The organism is Acinetobacter legionensis, from assembly GCF_048552295.1.
In the GTDB taxonomy this organism is placed as follows: domain Bacteria; phylum Pseudomonadota; class Gammaproteobacteria; order Pseudomonadales; family Moraxellaceae; genus Acinetobacter.
In genome coordinates, this window is the sequence record NZ_JBIMCW010000040.1 from 1 (window position 1) to 13,625 (window position 13,625).

A 13,625-nucleotide genomic window follows, 5' to 3' on the forward strand; every position below is an offset into this window, starting at 1 on the left:
TGCCATAAAATACTCCATATATTGATGTTTATAACATCATTTGGGGAGCAAAATATCACTTATAAGTGTTGTTCAAATTTCCTGATCCACCTCTATATTGCAGTAGAAGCATTTCATTATATTGCGTTGTTTATCATTGGCTGTATGATCGCTTGGTCAGCGGTACATACAATTATTGAAATTTTAACCATGAAACAATACGCCAGTATTGATGATATTTTGTTGTTATTCATCTATTTGGAATTAGGCGCAATGGTGGGGATCTATTTTAAGACCAATCACATGCCTGTACGTTTCTTAATCTATATCGCAATCACCGCACTCACGCGATTACTAATTTCAGATATTCAGCATGACCATAAAGCCGATATGGATTTAGTGATTATCACAGGGTCAGTTTTAATCTTAGCCATTGCAATTTTGATCGTGAGATATGCTTCTTGGACATATCCTTCTGTTATTCGTGATAAGCACACTGAAAAATCATTACCACACGGTAAAACACCGCGACCAGAAGACGATGAGTTGGCTTAGTCTGCCCCCCTCTCCTCTTAATCTAAACCTAAGCCCTTCTTCCTAAGCAAAATCAAAACAATACTTTATTGGAGCGCAAAACAACAAGGAGAAGGGGCTTTTTAATATGTTAAAACTCTTGTATGCATTCATATTGATCATAATGACGTTTTTAAATCATGTTCAACGATTATTAGGCACTTGTAAATAACGACCATTTTGGAAAATCCAATGCATACCAACCTGAGGATCAGGTAAACCATAACGGCGCCAATCACTAATTAAGGTGTATTGTGAGCTTTCTATATGACCGCCCTCTCCATTTACATAACCATAGCTAGTACCGGAATACTCAGTCTGAGTTGGAAACTGGTGATTATAAATAATCGTCACACCATTTTGTGGTGGGTAACTTGGATATGGGGCATTTGGATGCGGATAGGGCCTATTTGGATAACTTGGGTACGTTGGATAGGAATGCTGGTATTGAGGTCGAACAGGAATCTCCTGTGACATTTGGCGGCCATATTGATCTGTATATTTATAGGTCGTTGTTGGATATTTCTTTTGAGGCCGCTCAACACTGCGATAATTCGCCCAATCTTTAGCGTCTGCCCATGTCATTGTTGAAGTTGCTGAAAGCATCAACATCAAGACACTTAAACTGAGTATCTGTTTCATTTCAACCTCCAAACTTGAACGTATACACAACAGCTTAATATATCATTCAAGATAAATAATGGATGAATTGCAGTCAAAATTTAATCTTCTTTATTGTTTATACATCAACTTAGGTAAATTCTGACATCAATCTGATAAAATATAATTTTAATCTGATGAGTGCTGTATTGTGGCTGAACTGAGCTTTGACCGTTTACATCAATTTTTTTGCAAAATCCCAAGTGTGCAAGAAGCATTTATTGATAGCTATGGTTCAGATGGCAAACAAGCATGGTGGTTTAAATTTCAAATCAATATTGACCACCCTTTAGCCTGGCAAACTGTGCAAGAACTTGGTCACGTTTTAAATTATATTTCTAAAAATGAACGTCTTCCGACTCAGTTTTTACCCGTATCTCCTCCTCCGTATATGAATGGTGAGGCGAAACAATTTTTAGCTTGGGTGATTCAATGTAACCATGCAGATTTTTCACCTGATGTGGTGTGTGACTGGTTAGAGGCACGTCTCCCAAAACCTGTAGATGATGAAAGCCAATGGAAAATCAAAACTGATTTACATGAGTTAGATCATATTTCAAATAAAGATTTGGATGAGTTAGTTCCACCAAATCCGCAGTAATTCAATCTACATGAATCTCAAAAATTTAGAATTATGCGGTAAGAAGCTCAAATATCGACTTGAGCTTCTTACTCACTTATATTTTTAATTTATTTTGCAAATGCAGTACTTCTGCTTTCAACCAATTGAAATACCAACTATCAAATTTTTGTCTACTTCCACTCTCATCCAATATAGGCGCAATCCCACCCCATAGATCTCGAGAATCGATCCATATCTCACCTTTTGATGGTCCAGTAATGACTAAAAAATAATATTCACCACAACCAATTCCACAAATAGGCAAAATCCCATTGAGCTCAAAGTTTTCATAATACTGATCACGTGGATTTTCACCATGATGCTGAATAAATCTTTCAAACTCTTCGGTTGTTGGTTCGATGCGCTGAAATAATTTATCTCTAAATTCAGTATTATACTTTTCTAACCACTGGTTAAACTGCTCAGCAAGTTCCTCCCAATTTTCCAAATTATATGCATCGACAAATGGAAATGGTGTTTGCAGGTCAATTAAAATATCCCCCAAAATTAGACATTGGTCCTTATGGAATATTACTTTTAAAATTCCCAGATCAGGTCCTATCCCAGCACTTTCCCAGGTATCCCCTGTACCATTACCAATTTCAGTTAAAAATCTTTTATATTCAATTGGTATTTCAACTTGATTGAGTGTTTCAAACTTAGAGAGCATGTCAATGTCAACCTGAGTGGCTAACGATTTAAAAATTAAATCTTTTTGCTGAATCGATAATTGTTCTTTTTCAATAAACTTTTCTATCAACTGCTGATAAATATTTAAGTATATTTTTATTGTTTCAATCATTTACTCTAACTCTGCTTATCTTTTTCTTATCCACCTAGACTCCCTCATTGATAAAGGAATCTAGGCAAAATAAATACTAAAACGTCGACAAACCACTCCATTCCATAAAACGGTAAACCCCGTATTTAAGTTTTGACTCATCAGCGTATTTGCTGTAATCCACACTCATTTGACGACCATTTAAGTTTGACCAAGCCGTATTAAAATACTGTTCAGCATCGATAAAGACTTGTTGTTGTGGATTGCCAACCACGCGTAAATCAGTTTCCAAATTATAATTTTTTAAATTACGTGCGGTAAAGTTGGCAGAACCTAAAATCATTTCCGCAGATTGCGCATTATGCTTTACGATCATCTTACTATGGCACTGCTCACCTTGGGTATTACACCAACGCACATCAATTCCTGCGTCATTTAACTCTGAAGCCACTTGACGGTTTGGGATACCATTTTTTTGACGACCAAATGCATCTTTATTGGGATCAAGCAAGATACGTAATTTCACTCCACGTTGCTTGGCAGCAACTAAACCTTTAATAATTTGGCGCTCTGACAAATAAAACATGGCTAAATCAATTTGATCATTGGCTTTTGCTGACGCCAACATGTTTAAGACTGCATCATAAATTGCTTTTTCAGTGAGTACTTGAACCTGAGGATCATTCGGATTTTCAGGTAGTTTGCCAAAGGCAACAAAAGGCGTATCTCCTCCCGACATATGCGCGACGGTTTGTTCAGTATTTAAAATATCTGTTGCAGTTGCCCCGTCAACCATTAATGCAATGTTAGAGTGACGTGAACTACCATCATGAGGATTGGCGGATGTGACGATGGTTTTCCAACCTTCCGCTGTATCGACCACGATGGTTTTACGATGATTGGCTTTAAAATTAAATAAATTTAAATAACTACGGACTGTAATTTTTTCTTTACCAAATGGATTATTCAGCCAGCCTTTATTTGGATTATTGCCAATATCCTGACAACATAAATACCATATTCCAGACCAAGTAGGATTAGATGCGCGGAGTGGTGTTAAATTCGTTTCAATCACATCAATACCGCCTAAACGTAATTGACGATATTGTTCAGGCTGAATTCCACCATAAACAGAATTGATAGGATCGGTAATAAACTTAATTTCTAAGCTTGGGTTTACAATTTTTTCATTAATCAAGGCTTGGGTTAATTGCTTGGTTAATTCTCGTTGCTGAACTTTAGAATCGCCGACTTCACTGTTAAATAGAAACATATCGATCACAATGGTGGTCTTGGCTTGCTTAATCAGCTGTAACACTTGATCAAAGATATGTTGATCAAGTTGCTGCTTCCCTTGCGCATCAATATAAGTTTCATCGGCAATAAATTTTACATTGGCATGACGCAATGGTCCGGTAAAATTCAGCCCTTTAGGAAGCGGTTTATAAACATGATAAATCGCAGATGAGAGATATCCTAAGGCCAATATGCCGATAATAATGCCGAAATAACGACGTTTTGACCAATTCAGTTTGTTTTGAATTTTATTGAAGATACGCATAAGAAAAGACCTAGACCAATTTAGGATCTATCAACATTTCATATATAACTTGCGTTGTCGGCTAAAATTGAGCAAACGAGGCATGAAATGAAGAGAATAGCGAGACTATTTTCAAGTTTCATAACGATGTTTGAGATAATTTTAACCACAACCCTTGAGGGACTAGAGTGTTTTTTGATGCTACATCGTTATGACCTACTCATTTAGATCACTAAATTTCATAGATCATGCCTTGTATCCTCTAAAAAACACTCGTTGTCGCAAATACAGATGAAGTATTGGCAGACCCTTAGAGCCTAGGTCGAATTCCTTTATTTTTCAATAACGATTTGGTGAATGATTGCAAATAATTAGAACTTATAGTCCATACCTATGACAAAGTTACGTCCAATTTGTGGAATATTCGATAAGAAAGAAGTGTGTTCATAAATCTTCTCGTCCAACAGGTTGTTGGCTTTAAAGAATACTTTCGCTTCTTGTTTGTTGGCCAAAGGATATTGATAAGCAACACCTAGGTTCACCATGTTATAACCTTTGGTTTCTTGTTCATAAGACGCAAATTTATCTTGGTTAAACACATGTGAATATTCTGCTAGACCAGACCAACGCTCATCAAACTCAGCATTTACACGAGCACCTAAACGACCAGCAGGAACACGTGGTGCATTTTCATCTTCAATTTTACCGCGTACATAGTCACCAAACAGGCTGGTTTTATACACATCATTCCACTGATAAGCGACTTCACCTTCTGTCCCGTAGAACTTGGCTTTATCTTGACTGTATTTGATCAAACGGAAGTTTTCGTATTGATCCAAAGTTTTGGCATAAATATAGTTATCAAACCAATTTTGATAGACATGTACATGATAGCTCAACTTGTCATTGTCATAATGAAGACCTAATTCCACATTGTTTGACTTCTCTTTATTTAAGTCTTGATTGCCCAATTCATAAGTATTGGTCGCATAATGCTTTCCATCAGCATAAAGTTCTTGTGCTAAAGGCAATCGCTCTTGATGAGAACCCGTTAAAGAGAGCGTGTAATTTGGTGCAAATGCCCAATTCACAGCACCAGAATATGAGAATGCATTACCATCAAAGTCTTTTTGAGCTGAATCAACATCCACTGTTTGATGATCAAAACGAGTCCCTAATTCCACATGAAAATCACCAAATTGGCGATGCTCTAAGCCAAATACACTATATTTTTGGGTTTTATTTGGCGCAAGAACCGCTTCTTCACCTGTGATATCTAATTTTTGCTGGCTGGCTTGAACACCCCACACGCCTTCCCAAGCAGCAATCGGATTGTGTAACAACTCAACACGACCTTCATAACCTTTGCTCTTGAAGGTTGTCATTGGTGTACTTCCTTCAATTTCATCATGTTGATAGTCGGTATAACTTGCTTGTGCACGAAGTTTTTTAAAGCCAGCAAAAGGTTCATTGAGCTCAGAACGGAAATCATAACGTTCTGTTTTCATATCAATCCATGGCCCTGCTTCAGCATGATCATGCTCTTCCTCACCATGTCCATGTCCTTCATCATGGTCATGGCCTGCATGATCATCATCGTGCCCACCACAGTGGAGTGATAAACCATGTAAATGGCATGACTCATATTCATGACTATGTCCAGGTAAACCGTATTGATCTTGGCGGTTGCTATAAGACACACCCGCAAAACCACGTTCACCGATCCAAGATAAGCCCACATTTACATTTTCAGACTCTGAAAATGTATTGCCAACTCGACGCTCTTTTGTACTATGTGCATGATCACCATGTTCTTCTGTTACGATATAGTTCGGGGTAATGTAATCATTGGCATCACGTTTTAAACCTTCTACACGTAATGCAACATTTGAACCTAATCCAACAGTCACCCCAGCATTTGCCATTTTTTCATCGTTGCCCGTGTTATAACGCAGACCAACATTGCCTTCATAACCATTTTCAGGCATCGCTGTCGGAATCTTGCTGTCAACCACATTGACTAAGCCACCCACAGACCCAGCCCCATATAATAATGTTGATGGTCCACGAATAACTTCAATTTTTTGTGCAAGTTGCGGATCTACAGTGACAGCATGATCTGGTGACAAGCTTGAAACATCCATGGTTTCTGTTGCATTCTGAGTCACTTTAACCCGCGCACCCTCTTGCCCACGAATTACAGGACGACTTGAGCCAGCCCCAAATGTATTGGAATAAATCCCTAGTTCATCTTTGAGTGCTTCGCCTAAGGTCGTGCCAGCCTGTTGTAGTTTTTCACGTGAAACAGTTTCATCTGCAACACCAAAATCTTGGCTTGAACGGACCAAGGGATGCCCAACAACTGTAATGGTCTCTAATTGTTGTGGATTTTTTTCAGTATTGATTTGATCTTCCGCCCAAATAGAAGTTGAAATAACTGCAGAAATGGAAAGTGTTAGGGCGCTTTTGGTAAAAGACATGGGATGCTCTCAAAGCTCAGTATTTTTGGATTACGTTATATTATAACATTTCAATATTTTTGCAATAAAAAACATTTGCTCTTTGGCTTTTTATATAGAATCAGATCAAAACCATTGCTTAATTTTTTAATATCCTAATGCCCTTCACACTTTCACATGCTATTTTAGCGCCGCCTTTGTCCAAACTTTCAGGAAATCGCTTACCGATTGCTGCACTCGCAATTGGCACAATGACACCAGATTTGTATAGAGTATTGGTTAAAACTGAAATTTATTTAAATCATCAATTCAAAGGAATCATCTATCCAGATTTATTGGTGGGATTATTGTTCTGCTTGCTTTGGTATAGTTTATATCGCCCATTATTATTTAAGTTTTTAGCCATTCAAAAACCATTAAACATTGCTTCTTTTTCAAATTTTTTTCAATTTCTAATTTGGATAGTGTTGGCGATTATCTTAGGTACAGCAACTCATGTTATTTGGGACGGTTTAACCCATTTAGATTTTCGAACTTTCGCTTTTAAAGAGTTTTTAGCCCAACCTGTCAGTATGTTTGATCGTATTTATCCTATGCATAAAGTCCTACAAATCGGCTGTTCTGTTGTGGCTTTACCGTTTTTAATGTGGATGGGGTTACATTACTTTTTTAAATATAAAGTCAATCAAATACGAAATCCTAAAATACAAATATTCTGTATAGCCTTATTTACAACCTCTTTTTTTAGCGGTTGCATTTATTATGTTTACATTGCCAAAATCACAGGATTAGCTCCTCAAGACACTGATTTGTATGTACTGATTGGTTTCTTTATGAAAACCTTTACTCAAGCTTCTGTTCTTTGTTTTACTTTTGGCTGTCTACTATTTCATTATTTAAATTATAAAAAATATTTTTAATGATGCTCTATTTGCCGATTGAGTCACTTAAACTTTCTCGGAATTAGCTTAAATTTATTCTGCAATGTGGTAGTTTTTGCCCCAAGTCCTTGTGACTCACCTCTCAAAGAGGCATAATCTCACATTACATTTTTAGGCGATGCGCTGTTTACGTACTCGCTTCCTTAACCCATATAGTTGGATTTTTAACGCTATGATGCGAACTCATTATTGCGGTTCTTTAACCGAAGCTCAAATTGACCAGACTGTAACGCTTTGTGGCTGGGTACATCGTCGTCGTGACCACGGTGGAGTGATTTTCCTTGATATGCGTGATCGTGATGGTCTCGTTCAAGTCGTCATCGATCCTGATACTCCAGAAGCATTTGCAACTGCGGATAAAGCACGTTCAGAATATGTATTAAAAATTGTAGGACGTGTACGTCGTCGCTATGAAGGCACCGAAAATGCCAATATGGTGAGTGGTCAAATCGAAGTTTTAGGTAAAGAAATCGAAGTTCTTGCTGCATCTGAAACTCCACCATTCCCATTGAATGATGAAAATGCCAATATTTCTGAAGAAATCCGTCTGAAATATCGTTTCCTCGATATTCGTCGTCCAGAAATGATTGACCGTTTACGTTTCCGCTCTAAAGTGACCACGTTAATTCGTAACTACTTAGATGAAAACGGCTTCTTGGATGTTGAAACACCCATTTTGACACGTGCAACACCTGAAGGTGCGCGTGACTATTTAGTGCCTAGCCGTGTTTCAAATGGTAGCTTTTATGCGCTCCCTCAATCACCACAATTGTTTAAACAATTGTTGATGGTTGGTGGTGTAGATCGTTATTACCAAATCGCAAAATGTTTCCGTGACGAAGACTTACGTGCCGATCGTCAACCTGAATTTACTCAAATCGACATCGAAACATCGTTCTTAAACGATGACGATATTATGGATTTGATGGAAGGCATGACCGTTAAGATGTTCAATGAACTTCTTGGTGTGAAATTCGACAAATTCCAGCGCATGACTTATGCCGATGCAATGCGTGATTATGCATCTGACAAACCAGATTTACGTATTCCTTTGAAACTTGTAGACGTTGCGGACATGATGCAAGACGTTGAGTTCAAAGTATTTGCAGGCCCAGCAAAAGATCCTAAAGGTCGTATTGTGGCACTTCGTGTACCTGGTGCAGGCTCATTGCCACGTAGCCAAATCGATGAATACACTAAATTCGTTGGAATTTATGGGGCGAAAGGCTTAGCTTATATTAAAGTCAACGAACTTGAAAAAGGCATCGAAGGTCTTCAATCTCCAATCGTTAAATTCATCGAACCAATCGTGCTTGATTTGTTAAAGCGTGTTGGTGCTGAAAACGGTGACATCGTATTCTTTGGTGCAGATAAAGCCAAAGTTGTAAATGATGCAATGGGTGCTTTACGTATCAAGATCGGTCATGACATGAACATGTCAACAACCGAGTGGGCGCCACTTTGGGTCGTAGACTTCCCAATGTTCGAAGAAACTGATGATGGTAAATGGACATCTGTTCACCACCCGTTCACACTTCCAAAATCAAGTGTTGAAGAAGTGAAAAGCAATCCTGGTGCAGCACTTTCTGTTGCTTACGATATGGTATTGAATGGTACCGAAATCGGTGGTGGTTCATTGCGTATCTACACTTTAGAAATGCAAAAAGCAATTTTTGAAGCTTTAGGTATTGGCGAAGAAGAAGCTGAAGAAAAATTCAGTTTCTTATTAAATGCTTTAAAATTCGGTGCACCGCCTCATGGTGGTTTAGCATTCGGTCTAGACCGTTTAGTGATGTTGATGACAGGTTCATCATCTATCCGTGACGTGATTGCTTTCCCGAAAACCAAAACTGCTGAGTGTCCATTAACTCAAGCACCTGCACCAGTTGAACCAAATCAATTACGTGACTTGGGTATTCGTTTACGCGAAAAACCGAAAGCTGAAGAATCTAAATAATTTTTAATTGTTTCATCAAAAACCCTGCTTTATGCAGGGTTTTCTGTTTTTCATATGCATTTTATTTCGATAGGTTCTAATTGAGATAAGTTCTCATAAATGGCATACTATCGCAGTTAACTTTTGAGGTGAAAACCTATGGCTATGCGACCTAATGTACTTCGTCATACAATTATTATCATTGTATTTTCAGTGGTTCAATGGGGATTTATGCGTTATATCCTAAGCCATCAGTTGTTTAATTTAGATACTTATCAACGTATTCTATATTTCAGCATGAGCAGTTTTATTGCTGGTTTCTTTATTATTTCAGCACTAATTTATTTGGTGTTGAAAGGCAATGCTGATCGCGACTAATATTAATTAAATGTATAAGCTACTTAAAACTTTCTCTCGATTACCTCTAGGGATGATACAAAGTATTGCTAGAGGTGTGGGGAATTTATTGTTTATGAGTAATTCTTCAGCAAAACGTATCACTGCATTGAATTTAACAGCAGCGTATCCCGAGCTTGATGAACAACAACGCAATCAACTGATTAAGGCCAGTTTAAAAAGCCAATGTATGACTTATGCAGAGTCAATTAAAATTTGGGGATCTTCTCCAGAATTCGCCTTAGCCCAAATTAAACAGGTTTATAATGCTGATATTTTTCTCAATGCCTTGAAGAATCCCAATGGCTGTATTGGTGTGGTACCCCATTTTGGAGCATGGGAGCTCATGAATGCGTGGATCAACCAACATACTCATCCTGTTATCATGTATAAACCAAGTAGAGATAAAGACTTAGATCGATTTATGTTAGAGTCTCGCCAACGCTTAAATGCAACATTAGTACCCACTGATGATACTGGTGTACGGGCCTTATTTAAACATTTAAAACAAGGTGGATTTACTGCCATCCTTCCCGACCACATCCCCAAAGAGTCTGGCGGTATTTATTCTGAGTTTTATGGGCAAAAAGCATTTTCATCAACTTTACTTTCAAAGCTTGCTGCAAAAACCCAATGTTCCGTCGTGGGTTTAACTTGTGTTCGCCGCTCTGATTTCTCAGGTTTTGATTTACATTTTACCGCACTATCACAAAATATTAATTCTAAAGATTTACAGCTTTCAGTCGATACCTTGAATAAAGAAATGGAACGAATGATTAGTATTGCTCCTGAACAGTATTTATGGGGCTATAAACGATTTAGGAAATTAGAGGGTGGCAGGAATTTGTATAAATAAGCAAATTCATGTCCACCAAACAGAACTTCAAAAATTAACAGCTAAAACATTAGTTTCAACGAAATTTTATTTTCACAGTCCGAATGCCTTGTCTAAATTTTGCCAGCTTAATCATCATTTTTTGAATTTGTCTAATAACTCTTGAACATTCTTTTTTCAATTTATCACTAAATTTCAATTTTTTCTTTTTCAGATACTTCCCTTTTCTAATATTTCTAACTTCTTCCAAGGCACTTGGAAACTGTGTATTACCATTCGTCAATATCATATCCTGAATACACAATGCGGGGCTAAGCTGATACACTTCTAGCTCTGGGCACTCTCTAAACAAAAAATGATCCACAGGGATTAATGCTTTCGATTCAACAATAAAATTCAGCAATTTTTTTGCTACATCTTGCGATATGATATATCCGCCACATCCCATATGCGCTTCACGTAATAACAATAGCTTACGGGCATCGGGAGCCGAGAGATTATGTTGTTTTAACGCTACACCAATTTTTTTATAAAAGACCTCTAACTTAATCACAGAACATTCTTTTGGAATCCATACATCATCCAATAAAAAATCTTTTGCATGATCACCTAAATAGATATCATCTTCAAATATTGCAATATAATCGAGTTGCTCATCTATTGCTTTTTTCCATAACAGCATATGGCTCAGCAAGCAACCGACTTCATTTTGGTGTAAAGCTGTTGTATACCCGACCAGGCCAAGTTTAGATGTCGCGATGTCTATATTCACAGGCGTAATCGCATCAAAAAATTCAAAATCTACTTCTTGTTTTGTAAATTCAGCTACAATATGCTTACGGCGCTCTTGAGCAGTTGATAAACTAATGACAAATTTTTTCATAAAAACTCTTACAACAATTACTCATAAATTTAATTTTGAGATCGACTCCACGATAAAGATCAATGTTCATTTAAATTATTCGCATTTAGCGATATACTATACGGCACCACTCTAATAAATGTGATTTAGGGGCTATAAATAATGATTAGTGAAAACATTAAAATTTTTGTAGGTTGCGATCCAAATAACTGTGATCTTGAACAACTCATGGTATTAGAACATAGTGTTCGTAAACATACACAGCATAATGTTGAATTTATTTGGATGCAACTTAGTCATGACATAAATAGTCCGTGGTATAGCGACCAAGAAACAGGTAATGGATGGTCTACAGAAAAATGGGCAACACCTTTTTCTGGTTTCCGTTGGGCAATACCTGAGTTATGTAATTTCACAGGTCGCGCAATTTATATGGATGCTGATGTGGTCGTACTCTGTGATATTGCAGAACTTTGGTCACACCCTATGAATAATGATGCAATCGTTATCGCTAAAGGCGGGAAAAGTACAGCGCGTTTATGTACTTGTGTATGGGATTGTGAGAAAGCCAAACAATACCTCCCTCCACTTGATGAAATCCGCACGAATCCAGAGAGTCATAAAAATTTAATGCGTCTTATCAAAGACAAGCCTCAATTAGTTGAACCTTATCAAGATTCTTATAATAATATTGATGGTGAAGACTTAGCGATCGAACAAATCAAAGTATTACACTACTCGGACATGGGAACTCAATTTAGTCATAAATATGCAATTCCACGTCTTGCCAAAGCGAATCAAAAACATTGGTTTGATGGCAAAATAATGCCTCATCCTCGCCAAGATTTAGTTGAGTTATTTGATCAATATTATGCGGAAGCACTAGAGCTTGGTTATAAACCTGAAAATTATTTAATTGAACCTTTTGGAACTTTTTCAAAAGCAACTCAAATTAACTACCAAGGGAATAAAGTGACTCGCCCAGACCAAGAAACCAATTGGTTGAGTAAGCAAATCCGAAAAATTAAAGCTAAATTTAAAAAGCCCACATTTACTTTAGATGGATAAATTGTCGAATAGACATTTTATCCATCTTCAATCCTTTTCTCATTACGACTCTATATGAACCATAAAACACCAAAATCGATTCAATTATTCTTTTCAAATTTTGTTTTAAGAAATATCTATAAATTTATTTATAAACATAGCCATCCTAGAACACATCGACATAATCGTAAATACTGGCCTTATTATTCCGTTAAAAGGAATGAACTTGGTGGAATTGATCAGGTGTATTTTCGTAAGAAACTCATTGCTGACAATTCAGTTATGCCTACACGCTCTTGTAAAAAAAGCATGCTGGTTGCAACTGGTCCTTCCGTTCAGAAATGCCCAGAAGATGTTTTTAAAAGACAAGATATAGATTATATCGGAATTAATGGTTCAATCTCATTGGACTATGTTCAATTTAAATATTATGTCATTATCGACTTTAATTTTACTAAAAATCGTTTTGATTTAGTACTCAAAGTACTTCAAAGTCAATGTACTTTTTTCACCACTCATCGCTGTCTAGACATCATTCTAAGAAGAATCAATCCTGACCAAATTAAATGTCAGATCAAAGTCATTGAAACGATTACGGATGGTGTAACTGAGCGATTTTTAGGTCCCCGTCTCACTATTAATCCCCATCAAGACTATTTTTATTTAGAAGATGGTAAAGGATTTTCTCTGCATATTCGTGATTCTATTTTTGATTATTTCACAGTGTCATATGTCGCATTACAAATTATTTATTCTCTGTCTTATGAAGAAATTTATTTAGCAGGTTTAGATATGAATAACTTTAATCAACCACGTTTTTATGAAAAAAGCGGTAACAAACAACCAACGATGCTTGACCAATACTTAACGGAAATATTTCCAGCATTTGAGGCCGCTTCTCACTATTTAAACAAGCAGAATATTAAAGTTTACAATCTTTCACTGAAAAGTGCGATAGAGTCTTTTGAGAAATTAGATCCAAAGCTTTTATAAA

At 37.0% G+C, this 13,625-nt stretch carries 13 protein-coding genes; 8 read left to right on the forward strand and 5 right to left on the reverse strand.

What is annotated here, in order from left to right:
• The first annotated feature begins 24 nt into the window (after window positions 1-24).
• The gene (locus ACG916_RS19975; RefSeq protein WP_419330713.1) at window positions 25-534 is read left to right on the forward strand and encodes a phosphate-starvation-inducible protein PsiE; all 510 of its coding nucleotides are present in this window, start codon (window positions 25-27) and stop codon (window positions 532-534) included.
• Window positions 535-696: 162 nt separating this feature from the next.
• On the opposite strand, the gene ACG916_RS19980 is transcribed toward ACG916_RS19975, so the two are convergent.
• Entirely contained in the window at window positions 697-1,194 is a 498-nt protein-coding gene (locus tag ACG916_RS19980; RefSeq protein ID WP_419328087.1) for an RcnB family protein, read from the reverse strand.
• A gap of 169 nt (window positions 1,195-1,363) precedes the next feature.
• On the opposite strand from ACG916_RS19980, the gene ACG916_RS19985 reads away from it, so the two are divergent.
• Complete coding sequence (locus tag ACG916_RS19985) at window positions 1,364-1,813, forward strand: hypothetical protein (protein WP_336953394.1); 450 nt, start codon at window positions 1,364-1,366, stop codon at window positions 1,811-1,813.
• A 76-nt stretch (window positions 1,814-1,889) separates the two neighbouring features.
• Here the strand turns inward: ACG916_RS19985 and ACG916_RS19990 are convergent, their stop codons facing one another.
• The 3 genes from ACG916_RS19990 to znuD all read right to left on the reverse strand — a co-directional run bounded on the left by ACG916_RS19990 (window position 1,890) and on the right by znuD (window position 6,635).
• A complete protein-coding gene (locus ACG916_RS19990; protein WP_419328088.1) occupies window positions 1,890-2,636 on the reverse strand; it encodes a hypothetical protein in 747 nt (248 codons plus the stop codon).
• A gap of 76 nt (window positions 2,637-2,712) precedes the next feature.
• On the reverse strand, window positions 2,713-4,176 hold the full coding sequence (locus tag ACG916_RS19995) for a phospholipase D family protein (RefSeq protein WP_419328089.1): 1,464 nt from the start codon (window positions 4,174-4,176) through the stop codon (window positions 2,713-2,715).
• A gap of 350 nt (window positions 4,177-4,526) precedes the next feature.
• On the reverse strand, window positions 4,527-6,635 hold the full coding sequence (gene znuD, locus ACG916_RS20000; protein ID WP_419328090.1) for a zinc piracy TonB-dependent receptor ZnuD: 2,109 nt from the start codon (window positions 6,633-6,635) through the stop codon (window positions 4,527-4,529).
• A gap of 137 nt (window positions 6,636-6,772) precedes the next feature.
• Between znuD and ACG916_RS20005 the strand changes: the two genes are divergently transcribed.
• The 4 genes from ACG916_RS20005 to ACG916_RS20020 all read left to right on the forward strand — a co-directional run bounded on the left by ACG916_RS20005 (window position 6,773) and on the right by ACG916_RS20020 (window position 10,743).
• A complete protein-coding gene (locus ACG916_RS20005) occupies window positions 6,773-7,534 on the forward strand; it encodes a DUF4184 family protein (RefSeq protein WP_419328091.1) in 762 nt (253 codons plus the stop codon).
• 193 nt (window positions 7,535-7,727) lie between these two features.
• Entirely contained in the window at window positions 7,728-9,512 is a 1,785-nt protein-coding gene (aspS, locus tag ACG916_RS20010) for an aspartate--tRNA ligase (protein WP_336953399.1), read from the forward strand.
• 138 nt (window positions 9,513-9,650) lie between these two features.
• Window positions 9,651-9,869: a hypothetical protein gene (locus tag ACG916_RS20015; protein ID WP_004723114.1), complete on the forward strand. Its 219-nt coding sequence runs from the start codon at window positions 9,651-9,653 to the stop codon at window positions 9,867-9,869.
• A 10-nt stretch (window positions 9,870-9,879) separates the two neighbouring features.
• Complete coding sequence (locus tag ACG916_RS20020; RefSeq protein WP_419328092.1) at window positions 9,880-10,743, forward strand: lysophospholipid acyltransferase family protein; 864 nt, start codon at window positions 9,880-9,882, stop codon at window positions 10,741-10,743.
• 55 nt (window positions 10,744-10,798) lie between these two features.
• Here ACG916_RS20020 and ACG916_RS20025 read toward each other — a convergent pair whose 3' ends face one another.
• Window positions 10,799-11,605 (reverse strand): glycosyltransferase family 25 protein, encoded by an 807-nt coding sequence (locus ACG916_RS20025; RefSeq protein ID WP_336953401.1) that lies wholly within the window; start codon window positions 11,603-11,605, stop codon window positions 10,799-10,801.
• A 141-nt stretch (window positions 11,606-11,746) separates the two neighbouring features.
• Here ACG916_RS20025 and ACG916_RS20030 point away from each other — a divergent pair, with 141 nt between their 5' ends.
• The gene (locus ACG916_RS20030; protein ID WP_336953402.1) at window positions 11,747-12,652 is read left to right on the forward strand and encodes a glycosyltransferase; all 906 of its coding nucleotides are present in this window, start codon (window positions 11,747-11,749) and stop codon (window positions 12,650-12,652) included.
• Window positions 12,653-12,706: 54 nt separating this feature from the next.
• Entirely contained in the window at window positions 12,707-13,624 is a 918-nt protein-coding gene (locus ACG916_RS20035) for a WaaZ-like lipopolysaccharide core biosynthesis protein (RefSeq protein WP_419328093.1), read from the forward strand.
• The last annotated feature ends 1 nt before the right edge of the window (window position 13,625 follow it).

What these genes read in the sequence shown, in the direction of transcription:
- ACG916_RS19975 (WP_419330713.1), top strand. Translation starts at nt 25, where the DNA reads ATGTTTATAACATCATTTGGGGAGCAAAATATCACTTATAAGTGTTGT.
- ACG916_RS19980 (WP_419328087.1), bottom strand. Translation starts at nt 1,194, where the DNA reads ATGAAACAGATACTCAGTTTAAGTGTCTTGATGTTGATGCTTTCAGCA.
- ACG916_RS19990 (WP_419328088.1), bottom strand. Translation starts at nt 2,636, where the DNA reads ATGATTGAAACAATAAAAATATACTTAAATATTTATCAGCAGTTGATA.
- ACG916_RS19995 (WP_419328089.1), bottom strand. Translation starts at nt 4,176, where the DNA reads ATGCGTATCTTCAATAAAATTCAAAACAAACTGAATTGGTCAAAACGT.
- znuD (WP_419328090.1), bottom strand. Translation starts at nt 6,635, where the DNA reads ATGTCTTTTACCAAAAGCGCCCTAACACTTTCCATTTCTGCAGTTATT.
- ACG916_RS20005 (WP_419328091.1), top strand. Translation starts at nt 6,773, where the DNA reads ATGCCCTTCACACTTTCACATGCTATTTTAGCGCCGCCTTTGTCCAAA.
- aspS (WP_336953399.1), top strand. Translation starts at nt 7,728, where the DNA reads ATGATGCGAACTCATTATTGCGGTTCTTTAACCGAAGCTCAAATTGAC.
- ACG916_RS20015 (WP_004723114.1), top strand. Translation starts at nt 9,651, where the DNA reads ATGGCTATGCGACCTAATGTACTTCGTCATACAATTATTATCATTGTA.
- ACG916_RS20020 (WP_419328092.1), top strand. Translation starts at nt 9,880, where the DNA reads ATGTATAAGCTACTTAAAACTTTCTCTCGATTACCTCTAGGGATGATA.
- ACG916_RS20025 (WP_336953401.1), bottom strand. Translation starts at nt 11,605, where the DNA reads ATGAAAAAATTTGTCATTAGTTTATCAACTGCTCAAGAGCGCCGTAAG.
- ACG916_RS20030 (WP_336953402.1), top strand. Translation starts at nt 11,747, where the DNA reads ATGATTAGTGAAAACATTAAAATTTTTGTAGGTTGCGATCCAAATAAC.
- ACG916_RS20035 (WP_419328093.1), top strand. Translation starts at nt 12,707, where the DNA reads ATGAACCATAAAACACCAAAATCGATTCAATTATTCTTTTCAAATTTT.